Genomic DNA, 24,776 nt, shown 5'->3' on the forward strand with positions numbered 1-24,776 from the left:
TCGCTACGCCCGCTGCCCCGCCGCGGGCTGTCGGCCCGCCAGGGGCGGGCGGGAGCGGTCTGACATGGCCGGGATTCTGATCATCGCGCACGCCCCGCTCGCCACCGCGCTGCGGGACTGCATTGCGCACATCTACGGCGGCGTGCCCGCCCGCATCGGCTGCATCGACGTGCAGGCGGACAGCGATCCCGCCCAGGTGATGGCGTTCGCGCATGCGGAGCTTGCGCGCCTGAAGGAAGAGAACGGCGCGGTCGTGCTGACCGACATGTACGGCGCGACGCCGGCCAACATCGCGGGCCAGCTCGCGAAGATCGCCGACGTGCGCGTGCTCGCGGGCGTGAACCTGCCGATGCTGGTGCGCGCCGTATGCTATCGGACGATGCCGCTCGACAAGCTCGTCGACAAGGCGCTGTCCGGCGGCGCGAAGGGCGTGCACGAGGTGGCGGCCGGCACGCCGCCGCCGCCGTCGGAAGTCGGTTGCGGGCAGTGCGCGCCGATTCCGCCGGAGCCGCAGCCGCGCACCGAATCGCACTGACCGTTATCCGCTTTCGTTTTAGACCGTGCAGCCGGCGCGCGCCGCCGGCAGCCTCGACCGACCCGACCGATCATCATGCTTCAACAAGAAACCACCATCGTCAACAAACTGGGGCTCCATGCACGCGCATCGGCCAAGCTCACGCAACTGGCCGGCAATTTCCAGTCGGAAGTCTGGATGTCGCGCAACGGGCGCAAGATCAATGCGAAGAGCATCATGGGCGTGATGATGCTCGCGGCGGGCATCGGCAGCACGATCACGATCGAGACCGACGGCCCCGACGAGAAGGAAGCGATGGATGCGCTGCTGAAGCTGATCGCCGACAAGTTCGGCGAAGGTCAGTAAACCGACGCACGGAATCGTTGCCGATTCCAGTCAGAATGCCGCGGATTCCGCGGCTTTTTTTTCGCCGGCAGCATTGATGCGAAACGCGCAATGCTGCGCTGCATGCAGTCAGCGGACACGCGCGGAATTTATAATCGCTATCCGGGGTCATAAGCGCATCGCAGCAGTGTGCCGCGGCTTTTCATGTACAGAGGAGGTGCGCGTGTCCTTCACGCTGCATGGCATTCCCGTCTCACGTGGTATCGCGATCGGGCGAGCGTATCTGATCGCGCCGGCGGCGCTCGACGTCGCCCATTACCTGATCGAGGCGAACCGGATCGAGGCCGAGGTCGAGCGCTTCCGCGCGGCGCTCGACGCCGTGCATCGCGAGCTCGAAGCACTGCGCGCCGACCTGACCGACGACACGCCGTCCGAAGTCGGCGCATTCATCGACGTGCACGCGATGATCCTCGGCGACGCGATGCTCGTCCAGGAAACGATCGACCTGATCCGCACGCGTCGCTACAACGTCGAATGGGCGTTGACCGAACAGCTCGATCTGCTCACGCGCCACTTCGACGACATCGAAGACGAATATCTGCGCGAGCGCAAGGCCGACATCGAGCAGGTCGTCGAGCGCGTGCTGAAGGCGCTCGCGGGCGCACCGTCGGCCGCCCAGGCGCTCGACGGCGCGGCGGCGAACGGCACGAGCGAGATGATCGTCGTCGCGCACGACATCGCGCCGGCCGACATGATGCAGTTCAAGACGCAGTCGTTCCAGGCGTTCGTCACCGATCTCGGCGGCCGCACGTCGCATACGGCGATCGTCGCGCGCAGCCTCGGCATTCCGGCCGCCGTCGGCGTGCAGCATGCGAGCGCGCTGATCCGGCAGGACGATCTCATCATCGTCGACGGCGATCAGGGCATCGTGATCGTCGATCCGGCGCCGATCGTGCTCGAGGAATATTCGTACCGGCAGTCGGAGAAGCTGCTCGAGCAGCGCAAGCTGCAGCGCCTGAAGTTCTCGCCGACGCAGACCTTGTGCGGCACGCCGATCGCGCTGTACGCGAACATCGAGCTGCCCGACGACGCGAAGGCGGCGGTCGACGCGGGCGCGGTCGGCGTCGGGCTGTTTCGCTCCGAATTCCTGTTCATGCATCAGAAGGAGATGCCGGAAGAGGAGGAGCAGTTCGCCGCGTACAAGCGTGCGGTCGAGTGGATGAAGGGCATGCCCGTCACGATCCGCACGATCGACGTCGGCGCGGACAAGCCGCTCGAAGCGCTCGACGAAGGCTACGAAACCGCGCCGAACCCGGCGCTCGGGCTGCGCGCGATTCGCTGGAGCCTGTCCGAGCCGCAGATGTTTCTCACGCAGTTGCGCGCGATCCTGCGCGCGTCGGCGTTCGGTCAGGTGAAGATCCTGATCCCGATGCTCGCGCATGCGCAGGAGATCGACCAGACGCTCGACCTGATTCGCGAAGCGAAGCGCCAGCTCGACGACGCGGGGCTCGCGTACGATCCGAACGTGCGCGTCGGCGCGATGATCGAAATTCCGGCCGCCGCGATCGCGCTGCCGCTGTTTCTGAAGCGCTTCGATTTCCTGTCGATCGGCACGAACGACCTGATCCAGTACACGCTCGCGATCGACCGCGCCGACAACGCGGTCGCGCATCTGTACGACCCGCTGCATCCGGCCGTGCTGCACCTGATCGCCTATACGCTGCGCGAAGCGAAGCGCGCGGGCGTGCCGGTGTCGGTATGCGGCGAAATGGCTGGCGATCCGGCGCTCACGCGGCTGTTGCTCGGCATGGGGCTCACCGAATTCTCGATGCATCCGAGCCAGTTGCTCGTCGTGAAGCAGGAGATCCTGCGCGCGCATCTGAAGTCGCTCGAAAAGCCGACGGCGGACGTGCTCGCCGCATTCGAGCCCGAGGAAGTGCAGGCGGCGTTGAAGCGCCTCGCAGTCGCCGAACCGCGCGCGGACGCCGCCGCATAGTCGTCGGCGGCTAGTCCTCGACGATCATGACGATCGTTGTGCACATGCGCGTCAGTGCCGCTTGCCGCACACCGGGCAGTCGGGCTGGCGCGCGATCTTCATCGTCGTCCATTCCATGCGCAGCGAATCGAGCATCATCAGCCGGCCGTTCAGCGTCGTGCCGATCGCGCCGATCACGCGCAGCGCTTCGGCGGCCTGCATCGCGCCGATGATGCCGACCGTCGGCGCGAACACGCCCATCGTCGCGCACGCGACTTCCTCGAACGGCTGATCCTCCGGAAACACGCACGCGTAGCAGGGCGCGGCCGCGTCGCGGAAGTCGAACGTGCTGATCTGCCCGTCGAAGCGCAGCGCGGCGCCCGATACGAGCGGCACGCCGTGCGCGACGCAGGCGCGGTTGATCGCATGGCGCGTCGCGAAGTTGTCGGTGCAGTCGAGCACGACCGTCGCGCTCGGCACACGCGCGTCGAGCCATGCGTCGTCGACGCGCTGGGCGACCGCCTGCACGACGACGTCCGGGTTCAGCTGCGCGAGCGTGTCGCGTCCCGATTCGACCTTGCTGCGGCCGACCGACGCGGTGGCGTGCAGGATCTGCCGCTGCAGGTTCGTCAGGTCGACCGTGTCGGCGTCGACGAGCGTGATCGTGCCGACGCCCGACGCCGCCAGATACATCGCCGCCGGCGAGCCGAGGCCGCCGGCGCCCACGACGATCGCATGCGCGTCGAGAAAGCGCTGCTGCGCCTCGATGCCGATTTCGTCGACGAGGATGTGGCGGGAATAGCGAAGGAGTTGATCGTCGTTCATGGTGTGTCGTCAGCGATGCCGCCGCGCGAGCGGGCGCGGGCGTACCGGTCTATTCTAGGCGCGCATGAAAAACGGGCCATCGCGGTCTTCCCGCGATGGCCCGTCCGATGTCGGCCGACGCTTACTGCGGCGCGGACGCGGGCTTCGGTGCGGCGGCCGGCTTCGCGGCGGCGCCCGATGCCTTGGCTGCCGCAGCCGGCTTGCCTGCCGGGTTCTTCGTGCTCTCGGCGAGCAGCGACTTCGACTCCTGGACCGGCTTGCCTTCGAGCTTGTTGAGCGCCTGCTGCATCATGAAGTCGTCGGCGCTGCCGAACTCGATCGGCTTGCGATCGCGATCCTTCTGGCGCTGCTCCGGCGTCTTCTTGTCGTTCTGCTCCTCGAGGATGCGCAGCTGATCCATCCGGCGCTGCTCGCGCTCTTCCTGTTCCTTCTTCTCGTTCGGATCCTGCGTGTTCGCGAGGTGGTTCGTATAGTCGACTTCGCGCGTGACGAGCACGTCGTCCGGATCGCCGTCGGCGTACTGATCGACCGGCAGATCGGGCGTGATGCCCTTGTTCTGGATCGAACGGCCGCTCGGCGTGTAGTAGTACGCCGTGGTCAGGCGCAGCGCGGTGTCGGCCGTCATCGGGCGGACCGTCTGCACCGAGCCCTTGCCGAACGTCGTCTTGCCCATGATCAGCGCGCGCTTCGAATCCTGCAGCGCGCCGGCGACGATTTCCGACGCGGATGCCGAATACGCGTTCGTCAGCACGACCATCGGCACCGTCTTGAAGATCGGCGGCAGGCCCTTCAGCGGATCGCCGTCGAAGGACGGCAGCCGGTAGTTGTCGTAGGTGTCGCGATAGACCTGCTTCGAATCCGGAATCTGGCCGTTGGTCGACACGACGACGGAGTCGGGCGGCAGGAACGCGCCGGCGACGCCGACCGCGCTCTGCAGCAGGCCGCCGCCGTTGTTGCGCAGGTCGAGGATCAGGCCCTTCAGGTTCGGCTGCTGGCGCGCGATGTCCTGCAGCTTCGCGGCGAGATCGGGCGTCGTGCGCTCCTGGAAGCTCGTGATGCGGATGTACGCGTAACCCGGATCGAGCATCTTCATCTTGACGCTCTGAACCTTGATGATCGCGCGCGTGACCGTGACCGGGAACGTGCGGTCGTCGCTCTTGCGGAAGATCGTGAGCGTGACCTTCGTGCCCGGCTCGCCGCGCATCTGCTTGACGGCCTTGTCGAGCGTCATGCCGCGTACCGGCTTGTCGTTGATGCGCGTGATCAGGTCGCCCGGACGGATGCCGGCGCGGAATGCAGGCGTGTCTTCGATCGGCGAGATCACCTTGACGAGCCCGTCTTCCTGCGAGATCTCGATGCCGAGACCGGCGAAGCGGCCCTTCGTCTGCTCCTGCAGCTCGTCATAGTCGGTCTTGTCGAGGAACGACGAATGCGGGTCGAGGCTCGACACCATGCCCTTGATCGCCGCCGTCAGCAGCTTCTTGTCGTCGACCGGCTCGACGTACTCGCGCTTGATCTGGCCGAAGACTTCCGCGAACAGGCGGAGCTGGTCGAGGGGAAGCGGCGCCGTGACGGTCTGCTCGGCCGATGCGGAAATCTGCAGCGTGGCGAACACGCCAGTGGCGAGGCCCGCGGCAATCAGGCCGATGTTCTTCAATTTGATTCGCATAGAGAGTCTGGTGCGGTCGGGAAGCGCGTGGCGGTAGCGGGGATGTAGCGGACAAGTATAACTGTTCGTCCGACAGGTCAGGGGGAACGGCGCGAAACGGGCCGCGGCTCGGACGGCTGGCCGGGCCGCTCGCGCCGGCCGCGCGCACGGGCAGCGCGCGCGACGGCTTCGAAAGCGGATTCGACAGCGCGCGGCCCGCGAAGGTTCGCGCGGCCGTGACACGCCGCGCCGGGGAGGCCGGCGCGACGCGCCGGGCGTCAGCCCGCCTTGCCCTGCTTCGCGACCGCGGCTTGCGCCTTCGCGATCGCTTCCTGGTCGCCGAGGTAATAGTGCTTGATCGGCTTCAGGTTCTCGTCGAGTTCGTAGACGAGCGGCACGCCGTTCGGGATGTTCAGGCCGACGATGTCGCTGTCCGAGATGCCGTCGAGGTATTTGATGAGCGCGCGCAGCGAGTTGCCGTGCGCGGCGATCAGCACCTGCTTGCCCGCACGGATCGCCGGCGCGATCGACTCGTTCCAGAGCGGCAGCACGCGGGCGACCGTGTCCTTGAGGCACTCGGTGAGCGGCAGCTGCTCGCGCGGCACCTTCGCGTAGCGCGGATCGTTGTACGGCGCGCGCTCGTCGGTCGGTTCGAGCGCGGGCGGCGGCGTGTCGTAGCTGCGGCGCCAGACGAGCACTTGGTCGTCGCCGAACTTCGCGGCCGTTTCGGCCTTGTTCAGGCCCGACAGCGCACCGTAGTGGCGCTCGTTCAGCCGCCACGAATGGACGACCGGCAGATACATGAGATCCATCCGGTCCTGCACGTGCCACAGCGTGCGGATCGCGCGCTTGAGCACCGACGTATACGCGATGTCGAACGTGTAGCCGGCTTCCTTGAGCAGTTCGCCGGCCTGATAGGCCTCGTTGCGACCCTGTTCGGTGAGGTCGACGTCGACCCAGCCGGTGAAGCGGTTTTCCTTGTTCCACGTCGATTCGCCGTGGCGGATGAGAACGAGTTTGTACATGGATCTTGCGGTCGGTAGTGAAGGAAGCGGTGCGCGTCGCGCGGGGCCCGCAGCCGGGTCCGCCATCGCGCAAGACGGTTATTTTATAATGGCGGGATTGCCCTTTTCCGATTTCTCTTTTTTCGGCGGAATTCCGTGACGTTCTTTACCGATTACACGAACCTGGCCCTCATCGCGATCCTGCTCGTCTCGGGCGGCCTGCTCGCGTGGCCCGCGCTGCGCCGCGGCCGCGGCGGGGTGTCGGCTGCCGAGGCGACGCAGCTCATCAACCGCCGCAACGCGGTCGTGATCGACCTGCGCGCGCCGGCCGAATTCGCGGCGGGCCACCTGCCGTCCGCGCGCCAGGTCGCGGCCGGCGAGCTCGGCGCGAAAATTGCGCAAGTGGCGAAGAACAAGAGCACGCCGGTGCTGCTCGTCTGCCAGAACGGCCAGCAGTCGCAGAAGGCCGCGCGCGAAGTGCAGGCGGCGGGCTACGCCGAAGTGCATGTGCTCGACGGCGGCGTCGCCGCCTGGCAGCAGGCCGGCATGCCGGTCGTCAAACAAGGAGTGGCGAAGTGAACAAGGTTCTGATGTACAGCACGCAAGTGTGTCCGTATTGCATGCAGGCCGAGCGCCTGCTGAAACTGCGCGGCGTCGAGCAGATCGAGAAGGTGCTGATCGACCGCGATCCGGCGCGCCGCGAGGAAATGATGGCCCGCACGGGACGCCGCACGGTGCCGCAGATCTACATCGGCGAGACGCATGTCGGCGGTTACGACGATCTGTCGAAGCTCGACCGCGAAGGCGGCCTCGTGCCGCTTCTGCAAGCGGCCTGATTAGGGCAGAATGGCCGCCGGCTGCGCCGCGGCCCGCGCAGGATCCATCCGGGGCTGCCGGCATGCGCCGTGCGGCCCGTTACCACTTTTAGGGAAACACCATGTCCGACGTCGAAAACCAACCGTTCTTCAATATCCAGCGCGTCTACCTGAAGGATATGTCGCTCGAGCAGCCGAATTCGCCGGCGATCTTCCTCGAGCAGGACATGCCGTCCGTCGAAGTCGAAGTCGACGTGAAGGCCGAGCGCCTGGCGGAGAGCGTGTTCGAAGTCGTCGTGTCGGGTACCGTCACCGCGAAGGTGAAGGACAAGGTCGCGTTCCTGATCGAAGCGAAGCAGGCCGGCATTTTCGACATTCGCAACATCCCGGACGAACAGCTCGATCCGCTCGTCGGCATCGCCTGCCCGACGATCCTGTTCCCGTATCTGCGTTCGAACATCGCCGACGCGATCACGCGTGCGGGCTTCCCGCCGATCCATCTCGCGGAGATCAACTTCCAGGCGCTGTACGAGCAGCGTCTCGCCCAGCTTCAGCAGCAGCAGGCCGGCGCCGCAGGCGCACCGAACGGCACCGCGCTGAACTGACACGCCACGACCGACCGGTGCTGGGTATGAAAGTAGCCGTCCTCGGCGCCGGCGCCTGGGGCACCGCGCTCGCGGGCCATCTGGCCGCGCGGCACGACACGCTTCTCTGGGCGCGCGACGCCGCGCTGATCGCCGGGCTGCAGGCCCGGCACGAAAATTCCCGCTATCTGGACGGCATCGCGCTGCCCGACGCGCTGCGCTACGACGCCGATCTCGGCGCCGCGCTCGCGCACGGCGCCGCAGACGACGCGCTATGCGTGATCGCCGCGCCGGTCGCGGGGCTGCGCACGCTGTGCCGCGCGATGCGCGATGCCGGCTGCGTGCCGGCGCACATCGTGTGGGTGTGCAAGGGCTTCGAGGCCGACACGCATCTGCTGCCGCATCAGGTGATCGCGGCCGAACTGCCCGAGCAGCTCAGCAACGGCGTGCTGTCGGGGCCGAGCTTCGCGCGCGAGGTCGGGCAGGGGCTGCCGGTCGCGCTGACGGTCGCGAGTGCGTCGGCCGCGTGTCGCGACCGCACGCTGGCCGCGTTCCACCACGGCGCGATGCGTATCTATACAGGCGACGACGTGATCGGCGTCGAGGTCGGCGGCGCGGTGAAGAACGTGCTTGCGATCGCGACCGGCATCGCCGACGGCCTCGGTCTCGGGCTGAACGCGCGCGCGGCGCTGATCACGCGCGGCCTCGCCGAAATGTCGCGGCTCGGCGCGGCGCTCGGCGGGCGCACCGAAACCTTCACGGGGCTCACGGGCCTCGGCGACCTGATCCTGACCGCGACCGGCGACCTGTCGCGCAACCGCACGGTCGGGCTGCAGCTGGCCGCCGGGCGCTCGCTGAGCGACATCCTCGGTGCACTCGGCCACGTCGCCGAAGGCGTACGCTGCGCGCAGGCCGTGCTCGCGCTCGCGCGTGCGCAGTCGATCGAAATGCCGATCACCGAAGCCGTCTGCGGCGTGCTGTTCGACGGCGTCGCGCCGCGCGACGCGGTCAGCGGGCTGCTGCGGCGCGACGCGCGCGCCGAGTAATGTCTACGGCGCAACGCGCGCCGACGCGCATTCGCGCACGGCGCGCGAATGCGCACTACGCTTGAACCGTCTCCGGCGTTTTCGGGAGGGTGTCATGCTGCAGATCGGTTCCACCACGCTCGACGCGCAATGCGTCGACATCACGACGCTCGAGGTCGACGCGATCGTCAATGCCGCGAACGGCTCGCTGCTCGGTGGCGGCGGCGTCGACGGCGCCATCCATCGGGCGGCCGGCCCGGGCCTGCTCGCCGAATGCCGCACGCTCGGCGGCTGCGATACCGGCGACGCGAAACTCACGCGCGGACATCGGTTGCCGGCGCGCTACGTGATCCACGCGGTCGGGCCCGTATGGCACGGCGGCGATCGCGGCGAGCCGCGTCTGCTCGCATCGTGCTACCGGCGCGCGATCGAGCTGGCCGACGAAGCGGGCGCCACGTCGATCGCGTTTCCGGCGATCAGCTGCGGGATCTACCGCTATCCGGCGGACCGCGCGGTCGACATCGCGGTCGGCACGGTCGTCGAGATGCTGCCGCAGGCGCCCGGCATCACGCGCGTGATATTCGCGTGCTTTTCTCCCGACATTTACGACCTGTATCGCGCACGGCTCGCACGCGCGTAGCGGCGCCCGCGCGCGCGCCGTGTCATGCGCCGCCTTCGAAGCCGGCCTGGCGCCAAGCTTCGAACACGACCACGGCGACCGTATTCGACAGGTTCATGCTGCGGTTGCCCGGCCGCATCGGCAGCCGCACGCGCTGCTCGGCGGGGAAGCGCTCGAGCAGTTCGGCCGGCAGCCCGCGCGTTTCCGAACCGAACACGAACCAGTCGCCCGGCAGGAACGCGCGATCGTGGAAGCGGCTCGAGCCGCGCGTCGTGAACGCGAAGATCCGTGCGGGATCGGGCGATTCGGCTGCGACGAACGCGTCCCAGTCGCGGTGGACGCGCATCTGCGCGTATTCGTGATAGTCGAGCCCCGCGCGGCGCATTTTCGCGTCGTCGAGCGGGAAGCCGAGCGGCTCGATCAGATGCAGGCGCGCGCCCGTATTGGCGCACAGACGGATCACGTTGCCGGTGTTCGGCGGAATTTCGGGAGCGACGAGGACGACGTTGAACATGTTCGGGTTCGGCTGTGCCGTACGGCCCGGGCGCGTACGCCCGCGCCATACGGCCGGTTCATCACGGCCGCCCGCGCGTGAGGCGGGCGGCATTCGTATCTGCAATCCAGTCAATCTCGCGCCGTGCGCAACGCGACCAGATTCGTCACGCGCGCGGCGCCGGCGGCCTTCAGCGCGTGGGCGCTCGCCGCGAGCGTCGCGCCGGACGTCATCACGTCGTCGACGAGCGCGACGTGGCAGCCCGCGACATCGCCGCAGACCGCGAACGCGGCGGCGACATTGTCGCGCCGCGCGCGCCGGTCGAGCCGCGACTGCGGCGCGGTGTCGGCCACACGCACGAGCAGCGCGGCGTCGGCGCGCACGCCGAGCCGCCGCGCGAGCGGCCGCGCGATCGCCCAGGCCTGGTTGTAGCCGCGCCGCACGAGCCGGCTGCGCGACAGCGGCACCGGCGCGACGACGTCGATCGTGCCGGCGCCGGGCGTGTCGTCGATCAGCCGCGCGAGCCGCGCCGCGAATTCCGTGCCGAGCGCGAGCCGCGCATGGAACTTCAGATCGCGCGCGAGTCGGTCGAGCGGCGGCCGATAGTCGGCGAGCGCGAGCGTCGCATCGAACGGCGGCGCGGCATTGCGGCACGCGTCGCACCGATACGCGTGCGCGCCGCGCGAACGCGGCCGTCCGGCACCGAGCGGCATCGCGCAGACGGCGCAGCGCAGCCGCGCTTCGTTCCAGTACGCGGCGTCGCAGGCGACGCATATCACGGCATGTGACAAATTGCCGCACAGCGCGCAGCGGTTCGGCAGCGCAGCCGCGACGATGCGCGCGGCGAGCTGACCGACCTGCGACAAAACGACGCGCAGCGGATGCGGAACGGAACGGCGGACCATCGCGAACACTCCTTGCGGCCCCGGCTTCGCTGAAGCGTGCAGGGCGAGCGAGTATACTTCGGGCTCTTCGCCAGTGTGCCCGACATGTCCCCAGCTTCGACTCCAACCGGCCGTCCGGCCAATGACGCACGGCGCCTGCGGCGGATCTTCGATCGCCGTGCCGCCGCGTTCGACGCGGTTGCGTTCCTGCCGCGCGAGATCGCGCAGCGCATGTGCGAACGCCTCGAATACATCAAGGTGAATCCGACGGCCGTGCTCGACGCGGGCTGCGGCGCGGGCGACGACCTGCCGGCGCTGCGCGCGCGGTTCCCGGAGGCGCCGGTGTTCGGCGTCGACCTGTCGCACGCGATGCTCGCGCGCGCCGCGCAGCGCGAGCTCGAGCAGACGAGCTGGCGCCGCTGGCTGCCTGCATCGCTGGGCCGGGCGCTCGGACAGCGCGGGCCGCGCGTCGCGCAGGCCGATTTCTCGGCGCTGCCGTTCGCGGACGGCGGATTCGAGCTGGTCTGGTCGAATCTCGCGCTCCACTGGCATTCGCGTCCCGACACGGTGTTCCCCGAATGGCAGCGCGTGCTGCGCGTGAACGGCCTGCTGATGTTCAGCACGCTCGGCCCCGACACGCTGCGCGAACTGCGTGCCGCCTGCGCGGAGGCGGAAGCGGCGCTCGGCATCGCGCCGCCGGCCGCACGCGTGATCGATTTCGTCGACATGCACGATCTCGGCGACATGCTCGTCGAAAGCGGCTTCGAGATCCCCGTGATGGACCAGGAAGTGCTGACCGTCACGTACAAGTCTGCCGAATCGCTGCTCGCCGACGTGCGCCGCTGGGGCGCGTATCCGTTTGCGCGCACGGCGCCGCTGCACGCGTCGCGGCGCTTTCGCGACGCGCTCGCGAACGCGCTGGAAGCGCGCCGCCGCGCGGACGGCACGATCCCGCTGACGTTCGAAGTGATCTACGGCCACGCCTGGAAGGCGGTGCCGCGCACGACGCCGGAAGGGCACGGGATCGTGCGTATCGAAGACATCGGAAAGGGGCGTCCGAAGAATCGGTAAGGCGGTAAAGAGGGGTTTTGTTATGTCTGAAATTAGCGGCGTGAAGCGGGGTCGAATTGACGCCGGAAATGGCCGGAAAGCTTGTCGCGCTTGGCTCGCGGGCCGATAGGCGCTTGCTTGTGGATGCCATTGAACCCGCCTATAATGCGTCAGCTTGTCGTCCCGGGGTCCCCGCAATACGGGGCGGCAAGTCCGATGCAGGCATGCATCGCATGCCATTCGCGTGAGGCGGCGATGGAAGCAGCGAGGGTGTTGGCGGAGACGGCGAATGGCGAACCGGTCCTGAAGGACTGGCTCATGAAGCGCAACTGTTCGGTGTCGCCGCGCCAGTTCGTGCTGTTTTACGCGTCGCTCGCATGCTTCTCGCTGGCGATTGCGGCATTGCTGATGTGGCGTGGGGTATGGCTCGTCATGCCCTTCACCGGAATCGAGCTGCTGGTCGTGGGCGTCGCGTTTGCGATCTATGCCCGCCATGCGGTCGATTACGAGCGCATCAGGCTGTTTCCGCACCGGCTCGTGATCGAGCGGATGGATGCGGAGCGGTTCACGCAGATCGAATTCAACCCGCGCTGGGTGCGGGTCGAACCGGGCGCGACGCCACGCGATCCGATTCGGCTGGTGTCGCGCGGGCAGACCGTCGTAATCGGGCAGCATCTCGCGCAGTACAAGCGTGCGCAGTTCGCCGACGAACTGCGCGTAGCGCTCCGGCGCTGCGGCTGATGAAGCGCTCGCCGGGAGGCAACCGCAGGCGGCTTGCGACGGGGGAGGGTTTGAATGGAAATTTTGGGTAAGGATGCTATGAAAACAATCAAGCGAGCCCTCACGGGCGTGCTGGCATGCAGCGGATTGCTCTTTGCCGGTGCCGCTCTGGCGGTCGGTGACAGCCCGGGCGGCCCCCGCGTCAACGAGATCAACCTGCAGCCGCCCGTCACGAAGATCGCCGAGGAGCTCTACGATCTCCACACGATGATGCTGATCCTCTGTACGGTGATCTTCGTCGGCGTGTTCGGCGTGATGTTCTATTCGATCTTCGCGCACCGCAAATCCAAGGGCCACAAGGCCGCCAATTTCCATGAAAGCACGACCGTCGAAATCATCTGGACGATCGTGCCGTTCATCATCGTCGTGCTGATGGCGCTGCCGGCCACGAAGGCCGTCGTCGCGATGAAGGATACGACCAACGCCGACCTGACGATCAAGGTCACCGGTTATCAGTGGAAGTGGGGTTACGACTACGTGAAGGGCCCGGGCGAGGGCATCAGCTTCCTGTCGACGCTCACGACGCCGCGCGACGAAGTGATGGGCAAGAAGCCGATCACCGAAACCTATCTGCAGGAAGTCGACAACCCGCTCGTCGTGCCGGTCAACAAGAAGATCCGCATCATCACGACCGCGAACGACGTCGTGCACTCGTGGTACGTGCCCGCGTTCGGCGTGAAGCAGGACGCGATTCCGGGCTTCGTGCGCGACACCTGGTTCAAGGCCGACAAGGTCGGCACGTTCCGCGGCTTCTGTACCGAACTGTGCGGCAAGGAGCACGCGTACATGCCGGTCGTCGTCGAAGTGCTGTCGGACGACGACTACGCGAAGTGGGTCGGCGCGCAGAAGGCGAAGCTCGCCGGCGCGGCAGTCGATCCGAACAAGGTCTATACGATGGCCGAACTCGTCGCGCACGGCGAGGAAGTCTACAAGGCGAACTGCGCGGCATGCCACCAGGTGAACGGCAAGGGCCTCGGTGCCTTCCCGGCGATGGACGGCAGCCCGATCGTGAACGGCCCGATCGCCGGCCATCTCGAACGTGTGCTGCACGGCAAGGGCGCGATGCCGTCGTGGGCGTCGCTGTCGGATCTCGACATTGCGTCGGTCGTCACCTACGAGCGCAATTCGTGGGGTAACCACAAGAACGATCTGCTGCAGCCGAAGCAAGTGGCCGACGCGCGCAACGGCAAGATGCCGGAAGACACCGCGGGCGGCGCAGCGACCGCATCGGCACCGGCCGAAGCGGCTTCGGCGCCGGCGCAGGCCGCGTCGGGCGCGGCGCAACAGCCGGCGGCATCGGCTGCGCTGTCGACGATCTACTTCGAGACGGGCAAGAGCGCGCTGCCGGCCGACGCGAAAGCGGCGATCGCCGCAGCGGCCGACTATGCGAACGCGCATCCGGACGCGAAGCTCGCGCTGTCGGGCTTCACCGACAAGACGGGCTCGGCCGACGCGAACGCGGAACTGGCCAAGCATCGGGCGCAGGCCGTGCGCGACGCGCTGAAGGCGGCGGGCGTGGCGGAAGACCGCATCATTCTCAAAAAGCCGGAAACGATCACGGGCGGGGCGGACGCGAAGGAAGCCCGGCGGGTCGAGATCGGGCCGGCGGCTTGACGTGTCGCCGAGTTTGTCGACGTATTCGCATTAGGAGATTCTCATGTCTAGCATCGGGCACGACGTAGCCGCGGGCCACGCGCACGACGACCACGCGCACGAAACGCCGCACGGCTGGCGGCGCTGGCTGTTCGCCACCAACCACAAGGACATCGGTACGCTGTACCTGCTGTTCTCGTTCATCATGTTCCTGTCGGGCGGCGTGATGGCGCTCGGCATCCGTGCCGAGCTGTTCCAGCCCGGCCTGCAGATCATGCGTCCGGAGTTCTTCAACGAACTCACGACGATGCACGGCCTGATCATGGTGTTCGGCGCGATCATGCCGGCGTTCGTCGGCTTCGCGAACTGGATGATTCCGCTGCAGATCGGCGCGTCCGACATGGCGTTCGCGCGGATGAACAACTTCAGCTTCTGGCTGCTGCCGGTCGCGGCGGTGCTGCTGGTCGGCTCGTTCTTCGCGCCGGGCGGCGCGACGGCCGCCGGCTGGACGCTGTACGCGCCGCTGTCGACGCAGATGGGCCCGGGCATGGACTTCGCGATCTTCGCGGTGCACATCATGGGCGCGTCGTCGATCATGGGCGGCATCAACATCGTCGTGACGATCCTGAACATGCGCGCGCCGGGCATGACGCTGATGAAGATGCCGATGTTCGCGTGGACCTGGCTGATCACCGCGTACCTGCTGATCGCCGTGATGCCGGTGCTGGCAGGCGCGATCACGATGGTGCTGTTCGACCGTCACTTCGGCACGTCGTTCTTCAACGCGGCAGGCGGCGGCGACCCGGTCATGTACCAGCACATCTTCTGGTTCTTCGGCCACCCCGAGGTGTACATCATGATTCTGCCGGCGTTCGGGATCGTGTCGCAGGTGATCCCGGCGTTCTCGCGCAAGACGCTGTTCGGCTATAGCTCGATGGTGTACGCGACGGCCTCCATCGCGATCCTGTCGTTCATGGTCTGGGCGCACCACATGTTCGCGACCGGCATGCCGGTCACCGGCCAGCTGTTCTTCATGTACGCGACGATGCTGATCGCGGTGCCGACCGGCGTGAAGGTGTTCAACTGGCTCGCGACGATGTGGCGCGGTTCGATGACGTTCGAAACCCCGATGCTGTTCGCGATCGGCTTCCTGTTCGTGTTCACGTTCGGCGGCCTGACGGGCCTGATGCTCGCGATGGCGCCGCTCGACATCCAGTATCACGGCACCTACTTCGTGGTCGCGCACTTCCACTACGTGCTGGTCGCGGGTTCGCTGTTCGCGCTGTTCTCGGGCTGGTACTACTGGTCGCCGAAGTGGACGGGCTGGATGTACAACGAGACGCGCGGCAAGATCCACTTCTGGGCGTCGATGATCTTCTTCAACCTGACGTTCTTCCCGATGCACTTCGTCGGCCTCGCGGGCATGCCGCGCCGCTATGCGGACTACCCGGCGCAGTTCACGGACTTCAACCAGGTCGCGACGATCGGCGCATTCGGCTTCGGCCTCGCGCAGGTGTACTTCCTGTTCGCGGTCGTGCTGCCGGCCTACCGTGGCGGCGGCGAGCTGGAGAAGGCGTCGGACAAGCCGTGGGACGGCGCGACCGGCCTCGAATGGACGGTGCCGAGCCCGGCTCCGTTCCACACGTTCGAGCAACCGCCGCACGTCGAATAAGTTTCACCGCGCGTTCCGCCGCCGCCTGCCGCGCAGGCAGGCGCGGCGGACGCCGAACCGAAGTATCAGATGACCCGGAATCCACAACAAAGACGTACGCCCGAGCAGATCCGCGCGGGCAACAAGCGGCTCGGCCTGATCCTGCTCGTGATCGTCGCCGTCTTTTTTGTGGGTGTCGTGATCAAGCAGTGGTGGCTGTCCACTCACTGACGCAGAAACCGATGCAGTAGCGAGGAAGTTGTCGTATGTCGAAGCCGGAAGCGGGCGCCGCCGATCGCGCGTTCAACCGTTCGATGCTGGTGAAGCTGTTCGTCGTCGCCGCGCTGATGTTCGGGTTCGGCTTCGCACTGATTCCGATGTATCGCGCGATCTGTCAGGTCACGGGCATCAACAATCTGTTGCAGCGCGACGTCAGCGAGCGCGAGGCGAAGAACACGCAGGTCGACACCAGCCGGACGGTGTCGGTCGAGTTCGATGCGAATGCGCGCGGGCCGCTCGGCTTCAAGCCGGAGCACAACAGCCTCGACGTGCATCCGGGCGAGCTGACGACGATCGTGTACGACGTGACGAACGGGCAGGGCCGGCCGGTCGTCGCGCAGGCGATTCCGAGCTACGCGCCGAAGCAGGCGACGGAGTTCTTCAAGAAGATCGAGTGCTTTTGCTTCACGCAGCAGACGCTGGCCGCGAACGAGTCGCGCAAGATGCCGGTGGTGTTCGTGATCGATCCGAAGTTGCCGAAGGACGTGAAGACGATCACGTTGTCGTACACGTTCTTCGAACTGAATACGCCGGCAGTCGCAGCGCCGGCCGCGCCCGGAACGTCCGCGCAGCGTGCGGCGGCGAAGCCGGATGCATGACGACGGAGGCGGGACGATGACGGAGCCCACGCGCAGCGGCGGGTTCGGCCAGGCGCTCAGAGCGGTGCTGTGGTCGTTTTTCGGCGTGCGCAAGCGACGCGATCTCGAAGCCGACGCGACGCAGCTGAATCCGCTGCACGTGCTGATCGTCGCGCTGCTCGCCGCGGCCGCGTTCATCGGCGTGTTGATCCTGATCGTGCGCGCGGTGGTCGGCTGACGGACGGAACGATGCAATGCGCGGTGCCACGGCGCCGCGTGCAGGAAAGAGCGGCGGCGGTCGCGCCGCGCAAGAAATAAAGCCGGAGCGGTTTCCGGTACACAAATTGGACTGAAGTGGAGAATCAAGCATGAGCGGTCAAAACCAGACCCCGTACTATTTCGTGCCGCATCCGTCGCAGCATCCGATCAGCGCGGCCGTCGGCCTGCTGGTCATGCTCGGGTCGGTGGCGCTGTGGATCAACGGTCATGACTGGGCACCGTACACGGCGCTGCTCGGCCTGCTGTGGCTGCTCTTCACGCTGTACCACTGGTTCGGCGATTCGATCGCCGAGTCCGAAGGCGGGCACTACGGCAAGAACGTCGACAAGTCGTACCGCTGGAGCATGAGCTGGTTCATCTTCTCGGAAGTCATGTTCTTCGGCGCGTTCTTCGGCGCGCTGTTCTATGCGCGCGAAATCGCGCTGCATCAGCTCGGCAGCCTCGACTACAAGCTGATCTGGCCGGATTTCTCCGCCGTGTGGCCGAACGAAGGCCCGGCCGCGCTCGCCGGTCACTTCAAGACGATGGGCCCGTGGCCGATCCCGACGCTGAACACCGCGCTGCTGCTGTCGTCGGGCGCGACGCTGACGGTGTCGCACCACGCGCTGCGCGACGATCACCGCAAGAAGGCGATCGCATGGCTCGCGGCAACGCTCGTGCTCGGCGTCTGCTTCCTGTTCCTGCAGGGCTTCGAGTACTTCCACGCGTACAACGAACTGAACCTGACGCTCGGCTCGGGCATCTACGGCTCGACGTTCTTCCTGCTGACGGGCTTCCACGGCTTCCACGTGTTCCTCGGCGGCACGATGCTCGCGGTCGTGCTGGTGCGGATGATCCGCGGCCACTTCAAGCCCGATCATCATTTCGCGTTCGAAGGTGCCGCGTGGTACTGGCACTTCGTCGACGTCGTCTGGCTCGGCCTGTACGTCGTCGTCTACTGGCTGTAAATGGACGAACGGCCCGCGCAGCGATGCGCGGGCCGTTTTCATTGGTGCGGACGGGGCAGCGGCTGGCTGCCGGCGATCAGCACCGCCCCGGCGCCGCCGCGACTCAGTCAGGCGGCGCTTTTGCTTGGCGGCGCGGCGATGCGGCGAAATGCCACAGCGGCCACGGCGGCATCAACGTCCGATCGGCAGCCCGGTCGAATGGATCCAGCCCATCCAGTTCGCGAACAGGATGAACAGGAACAGCGAGATCGACAGCCCGACGCGGGTGGCGAGCGACCAGACCATGCGCTTCGTATGGCCGCGGTCGTGCATCATGAAATAGAGCGCCGAGCCCATGCTGGCAATGATGAGGACGAAGGCGATGGGAACGAGTATGTGCATGACACGAGCCGGACGACGGCAATTCGAAAGGAAGAGGATAATTATCGCACTTCGCTTTTGCGCGTGCGCCTCGCGGGCAGTGCGATGAAGATCCGCTGGCTGCCTGCGCTGCTGATTCTCGCCGTCGTCGCGGTCACGATCCGGCTCGGCTTCTGGCAGCGCGACCGCGCACACCAGAAGGAAGCGTTGCAGGCGAACATCGTGCGCTACGAGCACGCGGCGCCCGTCGACGTCGGCGCGCAGCCGATTCCGCTCGCGGAGATCGAGTTTCACCGCGTCCGCGCGAAGGGCCGCTTCATTCCCGAGCAAGCGGTGTTCCTCGACAATCGGCCGTATAACGACCAGCCGGGCTTTTACGTCGTGATGCCGTTTAAACTCACGGGCGGCGGCTACGTGCTGGTCAATCGCGGCTGGCTGCCGCGCAACATCGCGGATCGCACCGCGATCGAGCCGTTCGCCACGCCGGCCGGCGACATCGAGATCGAAGGCATCGCGCGCGCCGACGCAACGCGCGCGTTCGAACTCGGCGAAGGCGGTTCCGCGCCGCATCAGAAGATTCGGCAGAACCTGGACGTCGCCGCGTATGCGAAGGAAACCGGGCTGCCGCTGCAGCCGTTCGTGATCCAGCAGACGAGCGACGACGGCGACAAGCTCGTGCGCGACTGGCCGGCGGCGACGACCGGCGTCGAGCGCAATTACGGTTACATGTTTCAGTGGTGGGGCATGGCGGCGGCCGCGCTGGGTTTCGGCCTGTACGCGGCGCGGCGTGCGGCGAAGAAATCGGCCGGCGCGTGAGCGCGATGCCCGGACGCGGCGCCTGCGCCGCGCGTTCGTTTCGAGAGGTCTGATTTGTCGATCCAATCTTCCCGTCGGGATCCGGCGGCCACGCCGGTTTCGCCGGCGGCCCGCAAGCGCGGCCGCTGGATGCTCGTGCTGCTCGGGCTCGTTTGTGCGGCGCCGATGCTCGCGTCCTACTTCACCTACTACGTGATCAAGCCGAAGGGCGGCTCGACCAACTACGGCACGCTGATCGAGCCGCAGCGGCCGATTCCGGCGAACCTCGTCGTGACCGACGAGACCGGCAAGCAGGTGCCGCTCGCGTCGCTGCGCGGCGTGTGGCTGTTCGTGATGACCGACCGCAGCGCCTGCGACGAAGCGTGCGTGAAGAAGCTCTATTTCATGCGGCAGATCCGCGTCACGCAGGCGGGCGAGCGGCACCGGATCACGATGGTGTGGCTGCGCAGCGATGCGGGCGCGGTCCCGCAGAAGGTGCTCGACGCGTATCCGGATACACGGCGCCTCGTCGCCGATCCGGCTGCGGTCGCCGCGTGGCTGCCCGCCGATACCGGCACGCAGGATACCGACCATCTGTACCTGGTCGACCCGAACGGCAATCTGATGATGCGTTTCCCGAAAGACCCGAACCCCAGCAAGATCAAGACGGACGTCACGAAGCTGCTGAAGTGGTCGAGCATCGGTTAACTCGACACGACGAGGCACCATGTCCTATTTGCTGCAACTCGGCCTGATCGGCATCTGCATCGCGCTGCTGCCGCTGTCGCACGTGTGGGTGAAGGCCGACGACGACAAGTTCCGCAAGCTCGTGTGGGTCACCACCTTCCTGACGCTCGACCTCGTGATGTTCGGCGGCTTCACGCGGCTGACCGATTCGGGCCTCGGCTGCCCCGACTGGCCCGGCTGCTACGGCACGTCGTCGCCGTTCATCGCGCATGCGGCGATCACGGCAGCGCACCAGGCGATGCCGACCGGCCCCGTCAGCATGACCAAGGCGTGGATCGAGATGATCCACCGCTATTTCGCGATGGCGATCGGCGTGCTGATCATCGCGCAGGTCGTGATCGCGTGGTCCGCGAAGCTGCGCCGCCGCCCGCTGCACGTGTCGCCGTGGTGGCCGACGAGCCTGCTGCTGCTGATCGTCGTGCAGGGCATCTTCGGTGCGTGGACGGTCACGATGAAGCTGCAGCCGGTGATCGTCACGACGCACCTGCTGCTCGGCCTCACGCTGCTTGGCACGCTCGGCTGGCTCGCCGCGCGCCAGACGCCGCTGCCCGCGCACGACCCGGAAGCCGGCCGCTATCGTGCGGCCGCGCTCGCGGCGCTCGTGCTGCTCGTCGTGCAGATCGCGCTCGGCGGCTGGGTCAGCACGAACTACGCAGTGCTTGCCTGCACCGACTTCCCGACCTGCAACGGCCAGTGGATTCCGCCGATGAACTTCGAGCAGGGCTTCCATCTGTGGCGCGCGCTCGGGATGACGCGCGACGGCGAGGCGATCACGCAGGACGCGCTCGTCGCGATCCACTGGACGCACCGGACGTTCGCGTTCGTCGTCGTCGCGTATCTGATCGCGTTCGCGCTGAAGATGCGCCGCTTCGCGTCGCTGCGGCGGCCCGCGAACGGCGTGCTGCTGGTCGTCGTACTGCAGTTCGTGACCGGGCTGACCAACATCGTGCTGCAGTGGCCGCTGCCGGTCGCGGTCGCGCACAACGGCGGCGCCGCGATCCTGCTGCTGCTCGTCGTCATGTTAAACTTTCGCATCCTTTCAAGCCGCCCCGGCCGTGTCGTGCAGCCTGCGCGCGACGCCGCCGCGGCGTGACCGTCCCATGCAAAGCACCCTCTCCCAATCGCCCGGTAGCCGCTTTTCCCAGTACATGGCGCTGACGAAGCCGCGTGTCACGCAGCTTGCGGTGTTCTGCGCGGTGATCGGCATGTTCCTCGCGACGCCGGGCATGGTGCCGTGGCATGTGCTGATCGGCGGCACGGTCGGCATCTGGCTGCTGGCCGGCGCCGCGTTCGCGATCAACTGCCTCGTCGAACAGAAGGTCGACGCGATGATGCGCCGCACCGCGTGGCGCCCGTCCGCGCGCGGCGAGATCACGACGCCGCAGATCCTGCTGTTTTCGGCCGTGCTCGGCAGCCTCGGCGCATGGACGCTCTACACGTTCACGAACGCGCTGACGATGTGGCTGACGATCGCGACCTTCGTCGGCTACGCGGTGATCTACACGCTGCTGCTCAAGCCGATGACGCCGCAGAACATCGTGATCGGCGGCGCGTCGGGTGCGATGCCGCCGGCGCTCGGCTGGGCGGCGGTCACGGGCGCCGTGCCGGGCGACGCGTGGATCCTCGTGCTGATCATCTTCGTGTGGACGCCGCCGCATTTCTGGGTGCTCGCGCTGTATCGCCGCAAGGATTACGAAAACGCGGGCCTGCCGATGCTGCCCGTCACGCACGGCGAGAAGTTCACGCGGCTGCACATCCTGCTCTACACGGTGATCCTGTTCGCAGTCACGATGATGCCGTTCATCTCGGGGATGAGCGGCGCCGTCTACCTGACGAGCGCGGTGCTGCTCGGCGCGGTGTTCCTCGCGTATGCGTGGAAGATCTACCGCGATTATTCGGACGAACTCGCCCGCAAGGCCTTCCGTTATTCGATCGTCTATCTGTCGCTGCTGTTTGCCGCGCTGCTCGCCGATCACTACGCGCGCCCGCTGCTCGGCGTGTAACCGCACGGTTTGAACGCAATGCTCCACTCATGGTTCGGGCGCCGCACGCGCCAGCGCTGGGCGCTCGTCTGCGCATTCGCGGCGGCGCTGCTGCTCGCCGCCTGCGACAACGCGCCGAAATTCCAGAATCTCGACATCACCGGCAACACGCAGTTCGGCAGCGATTTCGCGTTGCCCGATACGACCGGCAAGGTGCGCACGCTCGCCGACTTCAAGGGCAAGGCCGTCGTGATGTTCTTCGGCTATACGCACTGCCCTGACGTGTGCCCGACGACGATGGCCGAATTGTCCGAAGCGCTGAAGCAGCTCGGGCCCGATGCCGCGAAGCGCGTGCAGGTGCTGTTCGTGACGGTCGATCCCGAGCGCGACACGCCCGCGCTGCTCGGCCAGTATGTGCCCGCGTTCGATCCGTCGTTCATCGGGCTGCGTCCGGCCGACGACGCGCAGCTGAAGAAGGTGACGAAGGATTTCCGCGTCTATTACGCGAAAGTGCCCGGCAAGACGCCGGGCAGCTACACGATGGATCACACGGCCGCGAGTTACGTGTTCGATCCGGACGGCAAGCTGCGCCTGTTCGTGCGCGACGGCCAGGGCCCCGGCCCGTGGGTGCACGACCTGAAGCTGCTGATCGGCTGATCGGCCGGCATGCCGTGCCTGTCCGGGCGTTCGACCCGGCAGGCGCGTGACGGCCGCGAGCCGCCGTCACGCATTCCTTCTGTTCCTTCTTTTTCTCCCGCCTTTTTGCTCATCGCCCTTGTCGGTGCATGCGCGCCGTACATGCAGGGCGGCGCCGGCGCGCATCGCCCGTATCGCGTTACGGCAGCGCCGGCACGTTGAAGCCGGTCGCCGCGCGCGTGATGCGGAATTCCGTCACGCGATAGGTCGCGAGCCCTTCGGTGACGAACGGATCGGTCTGCAGGATCGCTTCCAGCGCGTCGCGATCGATGCGCGCCGCGAGGATCACGCCGCCTGCGCGCGGCACCTTCGGCCCGGCCGCGATGAAGATGCCCTTGTCGAGCAGCGGCTGCAGATACGCGCGGTGGCGTTCGAGCGCGTCGTCGATGCGCTCGAGCGACGCGGTGTAGTGGATGTCGATGACGTACATGTCGAAATGGCCTCGGAGTGTCGCCGGCGCATTGCGCGCACCGGCCAGCGGACCTTTGTAGCACAGCGGGCGTTCGCTGTCGTGCCGGGCGCCCGCGTCGTATTCAAGTTGTAAGCGCCACTGCCGTAAATACGGGGGCAACCGTTTGCGCGCGGCGGCCTGCGCGCGCATCGACATCGACAACAGGGCACCTCCGATGAGCAGAATGAGTTTGAATCGCAAGCTATGGCTCGCGCTTGCGCTGGTATGGATCGGTCTGCTCGGCGTTGGCGCGTGGAGCGCGTACGAAACGCGCGCGACGATGCTGGCCGAGCGCAAGGAAGGGATCACGAATCTCGTCGACGCGGCGGCCGGCATCGTGAAGTCGTACTACGCGCTCGCGCAGAGCGGCACGCTGCCGGAGGCCGATGCGAAGCGCGACGCGCTCGCGAGCCTCGCCGCGATGCGCTACGGCGACGCGGGCTACGTCTTCGTGATGGATTCGAAGCCGGTCGTGCTGATGCATCCGACGCTGCCGAAACTCGTCGGCACGCAGGTCGGCGATTATCTCGACCCGGACGGCAAGCCGTTGTTCGTGACGATTTTGAATGCCGCGAAGGCGACCGGCAGCGGCTTCGCCGAATATCGCGGCCGGCTGCCGCACAGCGAGACCGCGGTGCCGAAGATCAGCTACGTCACGCGCTTCGCGCCGTGGGACTGGAACATCTCGAGCGGCGTGTTCGTGAAGGACATCGATACCGTCTACTACCGGACGCTCGCCGGCCACCTCGTCGTCGTGCTCGTGATCGGCGTCCTGATCAGCGCGGCGATGTTCGTGATCATCCGCAACGTGCGCGGCAGCCTCGGCGGCGAGCCCGATGCGGCGGCCGCGCTCGCGATGCGCATCGCGCAGGGCGACCTGACGCAGCCGGTGCCTGTGCGTACCGGCGACCGCACCAGCATGATGGCCGCGATGCGCGACATGCAGGCGCGGCTGCAGGCGACGATGCGCGGGATTCGGCAGTCGGCCGAGTCGATCGCGGCCGCGAGCCGCCAGATCGCGGCCGGCAACGACGATCTCTCGCAGCGTACCGAGGAGCAGGCCGCGTCGCTCGAGGAAACGGCCGCGAGCATGGAGCAGCTGACGGCGACCGTGAAGCAGAACGCGGACAACGCGCGGCAGGCGAGCGGACTCGCGAACAACGCATCGGAGATCGCGCGCACGGGCCACGACGTCGTGAGCCGCGTGATCGTCACGATGGGCGAGATCGACGACAGCTCGCACAAGATCGCCGACATCATCGGCGTGATCGAAGGGATCGCGTTCCAGACCAACATCCTCGCGCTGAACGCGGCCGTCGAGGCGGCGCGTGCGGGCGAGCAGGGGCGCGGCTTTGCGGTCGTCGCCGGCGAAGTGCGTTCGCTTGCGCAGCGCAGCGCGACGGCCGCGAAGGAAATCCGCGAACTGATCGTCGACTCGGTCGAGCGCGTGCGCAACGGATCGACGCTCGTCGGCCAGGCCGGCACGACGATGGGCGAGATCCTGCAGGCGGTCGCGCGCGTGACCGACATCATGGGCGAGATCGCCGCCGCGTCGGAGGAGCAGGCGAGCGGGATCACGCAGGTCGGACGCGCGGTCACGCAGATGGACCAGGTCACGCAGCAGAATGCGGCGCTCGTCGAGCAGGCGGCCGCGGCGGCCGCGTCGCTGCAGGAGCAGGCCGGGCGGCTGCGCGATGCGATCGGCGCGTTCCGTGTCGGCGATTCGGCCGAAGCGGCGCCGCGTGCGTCGCGTCCCGCGCGTCCGCACGCCGACGAACCGGCCATCGAGCGGCACGACGCCGACAGCGAGACGGTCGCCGCCTGACGCGCGGCGTGCCGCGCGCACCGGGACACGGC

General features: G+C 67.2%; 29 protein-coding genes. 22 read left to right on the top strand and 7 right to left on the bottom strand.

Annotation, left to right across the window (positions count from 1 at the left end):
• The first annotated feature begins 64 nt into the window (after positions 1 to 64).
• From BCR55_RS09275 to ptsP, 3 genes are all read left to right on the top strand, one after another.
• The gene (locus tag BCR55_RS09275; protein WP_006398180.1) at positions 65 to 535 is read left to right on the top strand and encodes a PTS sugar transporter subunit IIA; all 471 of its coding nucleotides are present in this window, start codon (positions 65 to 67) and stop codon (positions 533 to 535) included.
• Between the two features lie 75 nt (positions 536 to 610).
• A complete protein-coding gene (locus BCR55_RS09280) occupies positions 611 to 880 on the top strand; it encodes an HPr family phosphocarrier protein (RefSeq protein ID WP_006398181.1) in 270 nt (89 codons plus the stop codon).
• Positions 881 to 1,082: 202 nt separating this feature from the next.
• On the top strand, positions 1,083 to 2,855 hold the full coding sequence (ptsP, locus tag BCR55_RS09285; protein WP_006407042.1) for a phosphoenolpyruvate--protein phosphotransferase: 1,773 nt from the start codon (positions 1,083 to 1,085) through the stop codon (positions 2,853 to 2,855).
• 51 nt (positions 2,856 to 2,906) lie between these two features.
• Here the strand turns inward: ptsP and BCR55_RS09290 are convergent, their stop codons facing one another.
• The 3 genes from BCR55_RS09290 to gpmA form a co-directional block, all read right to left on the bottom strand.
• Positions 2,907 to 3,659, bottom strand: a complete 753-nt coding sequence (locus BCR55_RS09290; RefSeq protein WP_006411336.1) for a molybdopterin-synthase adenylyltransferase MoeB — start codon at positions 3,657 to 3,659, stop codon at positions 2,907 to 2,909.
• Between the two features lie 121 nt (positions 3,660 to 3,780).
• Complete coding sequence (locus tag BCR55_RS09295; protein ID WP_006411337.1) at positions 3,781 to 5,328, bottom strand: S41 family peptidase; 1,548 nt, start codon at positions 5,326 to 5,328, stop codon at positions 3,781 to 3,783.
• A 257-nt stretch (positions 5,329 to 5,585) separates the two neighbouring features.
• On the bottom strand, positions 5,586 to 6,332 hold the full coding sequence (gene gpmA / locus BCR55_RS09300; protein WP_006398185.1) for a 2,3-diphosphoglycerate-dependent phosphoglycerate mutase: 747 nt from the start codon (positions 6,330 to 6,332) through the stop codon (positions 5,586 to 5,588).
• A 135-nt stretch (positions 6,333 to 6,467) separates the two neighbouring features.
• Between gpmA and BCR55_RS09305 the strand changes: the two genes are divergently transcribed.
• From BCR55_RS09305 to BCR55_RS09325, 5 genes are all read left to right on the top strand, one after another.
• The gene (locus tag BCR55_RS09305) at positions 6,468 to 6,890 is read left to right on the top strand and encodes a rhodanese-like domain-containing protein (RefSeq protein ID WP_006398187.1); all 423 of its coding nucleotides are present in this window, start codon (positions 6,468 to 6,470) and stop codon (positions 6,888 to 6,890) included.
• Positions 6,887 to 7,147 (top strand): glutaredoxin 3, encoded by a 261-nt coding sequence (grxC, locus tag BCR55_RS09310; RefSeq protein ID WP_006398188.1) that lies wholly within the window; start codon positions 6,887 to 6,889, stop codon positions 7,145 to 7,147. The genes BCR55_RS09305 and grxC overlap by 4 nt, the downstream gene beginning before the upstream one ends.
• A gap of 101 nt (positions 7,148 to 7,248) precedes the next feature.
• Complete coding sequence (secB, locus tag BCR55_RS09315) at positions 7,249 to 7,731, top strand: protein-export chaperone SecB (protein ID WP_006398189.1); 483 nt, start codon at positions 7,249 to 7,251, stop codon at positions 7,729 to 7,731.
• A gap of 26 nt (positions 7,732 to 7,757) precedes the next feature.
• Positions 7,758 to 8,756, top strand: a complete 999-nt coding sequence (locus tag BCR55_RS09320; RefSeq protein ID WP_006398190.1) for an NAD(P)H-dependent glycerol-3-phosphate dehydrogenase — start codon at positions 7,758 to 7,760, stop codon at positions 8,754 to 8,756.
• A 94-nt stretch (positions 8,757 to 8,850) separates the two neighbouring features.
• Positions 8,851 to 9,375 (top strand): O-acetyl-ADP-ribose deacetylase, encoded by a 525-nt coding sequence (locus BCR55_RS09325; protein WP_006398191.1) that lies wholly within the window; start codon positions 8,851 to 8,853, stop codon positions 9,373 to 9,375.
• Positions 9,376 to 9,397: 22 nt separating this feature from the next.
• Here the strand turns inward: BCR55_RS09325 and trmL are convergent, their stop codons facing one another.
• A complete protein-coding gene (gene trmL / locus BCR55_RS09330) occupies positions 9,398 to 9,868 on the bottom strand; it encodes a tRNA (uridine(34)/cytosine(34)/5-carboxymethylaminomethyluridine(34)-2'-O)-methyltransferase TrmL (protein ID WP_006398192.1) in 471 nt (156 codons plus the stop codon).
• Between the two features lie 110 nt (positions 9,869 to 9,978).
• Entirely contained in the window at positions 9,979 to 10,752 is a 774-nt protein-coding gene (locus BCR55_RS09335; protein ID WP_053296804.1) for a ComF family protein, read from the bottom strand.
• A gap of 84 nt (positions 10,753 to 10,836) precedes the next feature.
• On the opposite strand from BCR55_RS09335, the gene BCR55_RS09340 reads away from it, so the two are divergent.
• The 8 genes from BCR55_RS09340 (at position 10,837) to BCR55_RS09370 (ending at position 17,888) form a co-directional block, all read left to right on the top strand.
• The gene (locus tag BCR55_RS09340) at positions 10,837 to 11,802 is read left to right on the top strand and encodes a methyltransferase domain-containing protein (RefSeq protein ID WP_035488836.1); all 966 of its coding nucleotides are present in this window, start codon (positions 10,837 to 10,839) and stop codon (positions 11,800 to 11,802) included.
• A gap of 195 nt (positions 11,803 to 11,997) precedes the next feature.
• Positions 11,998 to 12,522 carry a DUF2244 domain-containing protein gene (locus BCR55_RS09345; protein ID WP_012467715.1) on the top strand — a complete coding sequence of 175 codons (525 nt, stop codon included), beginning with the start codon at positions 11,998 to 12,000 and terminating at the stop codon, positions 12,520 to 12,522.
• 54 nt (positions 12,523 to 12,576) lie between these two features.
• The gene (gene coxB / locus BCR55_RS09350) at positions 12,577 to 14,175 is read left to right on the top strand and encodes a cytochrome c oxidase subunit II (RefSeq protein ID WP_053296805.1); all 1,599 of its coding nucleotides are present in this window, start codon (positions 12,577 to 12,579) and stop codon (positions 14,173 to 14,175) included.
• Positions 14,176 to 14,218: 43 nt separating this feature from the next.
• On the top strand, positions 14,219 to 15,826 hold the full coding sequence (gene ctaD, locus BCR55_RS09355; RefSeq protein ID WP_006398198.1) for a cytochrome c oxidase subunit I: 1,608 nt from the start codon (positions 14,219 to 14,221) through the stop codon (positions 15,824 to 15,826).
• A 69-nt stretch (positions 15,827 to 15,895) separates the two neighbouring features.
• A complete protein-coding gene (locus BCR55_RS32995; RefSeq protein ID WP_006398199.1) occupies positions 15,896 to 16,036 on the top strand; it encodes a cytochrome oxidase small assembly protein in 141 nt (46 codons plus the stop codon).
• A 35-nt stretch (positions 16,037 to 16,071) separates the two neighbouring features.
• On the top strand, positions 16,072 to 16,683 hold the full coding sequence (locus BCR55_RS09360; RefSeq protein ID WP_006407032.1) for a cytochrome c oxidase assembly protein: 612 nt from the start codon (positions 16,072 to 16,074) through the stop codon (positions 16,681 to 16,683).
• 16 nt (positions 16,684 to 16,699) lie between these two features.
• A complete protein-coding gene (locus tag BCR55_RS09365; RefSeq protein WP_006398201.1) occupies positions 16,700 to 16,900 on the top strand; it encodes a DUF2970 domain-containing protein in 201 nt (66 codons plus the stop codon).
• Positions 16,901 to 17,030: 130 nt separating this feature from the next.
• The gene (locus tag BCR55_RS09370; RefSeq protein WP_006398202.1) at positions 17,031 to 17,888 is read left to right on the top strand and encodes a cytochrome c oxidase subunit 3; all 858 of its coding nucleotides are present in this window, start codon (positions 17,031 to 17,033) and stop codon (positions 17,886 to 17,888) included.
• A gap of 171 nt (positions 17,889 to 18,059) precedes the next feature.
• On the opposite strand, the gene BCR55_RS09375 is transcribed toward BCR55_RS09370, so the two are convergent.
• Complete coding sequence (locus BCR55_RS09375; protein WP_006763330.1) at positions 18,060 to 18,269, bottom strand: twin transmembrane helix small protein; 210 nt, start codon at positions 18,267 to 18,269, stop codon at positions 18,060 to 18,062.
• An 84-nt stretch (positions 18,270 to 18,353) separates the two neighbouring features.
• Here BCR55_RS09375 and BCR55_RS09380 point away from each other — a divergent pair, with 84 nt between their 5' ends.
• Genes BCR55_RS09380 through BCR55_RS09400 form a run of 5 tightly spaced genes read left to right on the top strand, consistent with a single transcriptional unit; the run spans position 18,354 to position 22,429 of the window.
• Positions 18,354 to 19,064, top strand: coding sequence for an SURF1 family protein (locus tag BCR55_RS09380; protein WP_053296829.1), 711 nt, complete (start codon positions 18,354 to 18,356; stop codon positions 19,062 to 19,064).
• A gap of 60 nt (positions 19,065 to 19,124) precedes the next feature.
• Positions 19,125 to 19,751 (top strand): cytochrome C oxidase subunit I, encoded by a 627-nt coding sequence (locus BCR55_RS09385; RefSeq protein WP_170933546.1) that lies wholly within the window; start codon positions 19,125 to 19,127, stop codon positions 19,749 to 19,751.
• A 19-nt stretch (positions 19,752 to 19,770) separates the two neighbouring features.
• Positions 19,771 to 20,883 (top strand): heme A synthase, encoded by a 1,113-nt coding sequence (locus BCR55_RS09390; RefSeq protein WP_053296806.1) that lies wholly within the window; start codon positions 19,771 to 19,773, stop codon positions 20,881 to 20,883.
• Positions 20,884 to 20,890: 7 nt separating this feature from the next.
• Positions 20,891 to 21,793, top strand: a complete 903-nt coding sequence (gene cyoE, locus BCR55_RS09395; RefSeq protein ID WP_012212666.1) for a heme o synthase — start codon at positions 20,891 to 20,893, stop codon at positions 21,791 to 21,793.
• Between the two features lie 18 nt (positions 21,794 to 21,811).
• Entirely contained in the window at positions 21,812 to 22,429 is a 618-nt protein-coding gene (locus BCR55_RS09400; RefSeq protein WP_006412121.1) for an SCO family protein, read from the top strand.
• A 178-nt stretch (positions 22,430 to 22,607) separates the two neighbouring features.
• Here BCR55_RS09400 and BCR55_RS09405 read toward each other — a convergent pair whose 3' ends face one another.
• Complete coding sequence (locus BCR55_RS09405) at positions 22,608 to 22,898, bottom strand: YciI family protein (RefSeq protein ID WP_006398209.1); 291 nt, start codon at positions 22,896 to 22,898, stop codon at positions 22,608 to 22,610.
• Positions 22,899 to 23,094: 196 nt separating this feature from the next.
• Between BCR55_RS09405 and BCR55_RS09410 the strand changes: the two genes are divergently transcribed.
• The gene (locus BCR55_RS09410) at positions 23,095 to 24,744 is read left to right on the top strand and encodes a methyl-accepting chemotaxis protein (RefSeq protein WP_053296807.1); all 1,650 of its coding nucleotides are present in this window, start codon (positions 23,095 to 23,097) and stop codon (positions 24,742 to 24,744) included.
• The last annotated feature ends 32 nt before the right edge of the window (positions 24,745 to 24,776 follow it).

This window comes from Burkholderia sp. CCA53, from assembly GCF_001685525.1.
In the GTDB taxonomy this organism is placed as follows: domain Bacteria; phylum Pseudomonadota; class Gammaproteobacteria; order Burkholderiales; family Burkholderiaceae; genus Burkholderia; species Burkholderia multivorans.

Excerpts from the sequence above, each read along its gene's own strand:
- BCR55_RS32995 (WP_006398199.1), top strand. The coding sequence starts at position 15,896 with ATGACCCGGAATCCACAACAAAGACGTACGCCCGAGCAGATCCGCGCG.
- BCR55_RS09410 (WP_053296807.1), top strand. The coding sequence starts at position 23,095 with ATGAGCAGAATGAGTTTGAATCGCAAGCTATGGCTCGCGCTTGCGCTG.
- BCR55_RS09405 (WP_006398209.1), bottom strand. The coding sequence starts at position 22,898 with ATGTACGTCATCGACATCCACTACACCGCGTCGCTCGAGCGCATCGAC.
- BCR55_RS09335 (WP_053296804.1), bottom strand. The coding sequence starts at position 10,752 with ATGGTCCGCCGTTCCGTTCCGCATCCGCTGCGCGTCGTTTTGTCGCAG.
- BCR55_RS09340 (WP_035488836.1), top strand. The coding sequence starts at position 10,837 with ATGTCCCCAGCTTCGACTCCAACCGGCCGTCCGGCCAATGACGCACGG.
- trmL (WP_006398192.1), bottom strand. The coding sequence starts at position 9,868 with ATGTTCAACGTCGTCCTCGTCGCTCCCGAAATTCCGCCGAACACCGGC.
- BCR55_RS09400 (WP_006412121.1), top strand. The coding sequence starts at position 21,812 with ATGCTCCACTCATGGTTCGGGCGCCGCACGCGCCAGCGCTGGGCGCTC.
- BCR55_RS09365 (WP_006398201.1), top strand. The coding sequence starts at position 16,700 with ATGACGGAGCCCACGCGCAGCGGCGGGTTCGGCCAGGCGCTCAGAGCG.
- BCR55_RS09320 (WP_006398190.1), top strand. The coding sequence starts at position 7,758 with ATGAAAGTAGCCGTCCTCGGCGCCGGCGCCTGGGGCACCGCGCTCGCG.
- BCR55_RS09345 (WP_012467715.1), top strand. The coding sequence starts at position 11,998 with ATGCAGGCATGCATCGCATGCCATTCGCGTGAGGCGGCGATGGAAGCA.
- BCR55_RS09360 (WP_006407032.1), top strand. The coding sequence starts at position 16,072 with ATGTCGAAGCCGGAAGCGGGCGCCGCCGATCGCGCGTTCAACCGTTCG.
- BCR55_RS09380 (WP_053296829.1), top strand. The coding sequence starts at position 18,354 with ATGAAGATCCGCTGGCTGCCTGCGCTGCTGATTCTCGCCGTCGTCGCG.
- secB (WP_006398189.1), top strand. The coding sequence starts at position 7,249 with ATGTCCGACGTCGAAAACCAACCGTTCTTCAATATCCAGCGCGTCTAC.
- BCR55_RS09275 (WP_006398180.1), top strand. The coding sequence starts at position 65 with ATGGCCGGGATTCTGATCATCGCGCACGCCCCGCTCGCCACCGCGCTG.
- BCR55_RS09390 (WP_053296806.1), top strand. The coding sequence starts at position 19,771 with ATGTCCTATTTGCTGCAACTCGGCCTGATCGGCATCTGCATCGCGCTG.
- coxB (WP_053296805.1), top strand. The coding sequence starts at position 12,577 with ATGGAAATTTTGGGTAAGGATGCTATGAAAACAATCAAGCGAGCCCTC.
- ctaD (WP_006398198.1), top strand. The coding sequence starts at position 14,219 with ATGTCTAGCATCGGGCACGACGTAGCCGCGGGCCACGCGCACGACGAC.
- cyoE (WP_012212666.1), top strand. The coding sequence starts at position 20,891 with ATGCAAAGCACCCTCTCCCAATCGCCCGGTAGCCGCTTTTCCCAGTAC.
- gpmA (WP_006398185.1), bottom strand. The coding sequence starts at position 6,332 with ATGTACAAACTCGTTCTCATCCGCCACGGCGAATCGACGTGGAACAAG.
- BCR55_RS09375 (WP_006763330.1), bottom strand. The coding sequence starts at position 18,269 with ATGCACATACTCGTTCCCATCGCCTTCGTCCTCATCATTGCCAGCATG.
- BCR55_RS09325 (WP_006398191.1), top strand. The coding sequence starts at position 8,851 with ATGCTGCAGATCGGTTCCACCACGCTCGACGCGCAATGCGTCGACATC.
- BCR55_RS09280 (WP_006398181.1), top strand. The coding sequence starts at position 611 with ATGCTTCAACAAGAAACCACCATCGTCAACAAACTGGGGCTCCATGCA.
- BCR55_RS09295 (WP_006411337.1), bottom strand. The coding sequence starts at position 5,328 with ATGCGAATCAAATTGAAGAACATCGGCCTGATTGCCGCGGGCCTCGCC.
- BCR55_RS09290 (WP_006411336.1), bottom strand. The coding sequence starts at position 3,659 with ATGAACGACGATCAACTCCTTCGCTATTCCCGCCACATCCTCGTCGAC.
- BCR55_RS09370 (WP_006398202.1), top strand. The coding sequence starts at position 17,031 with ATGAGCGGTCAAAACCAGACCCCGTACTATTTCGTGCCGCATCCGTCG.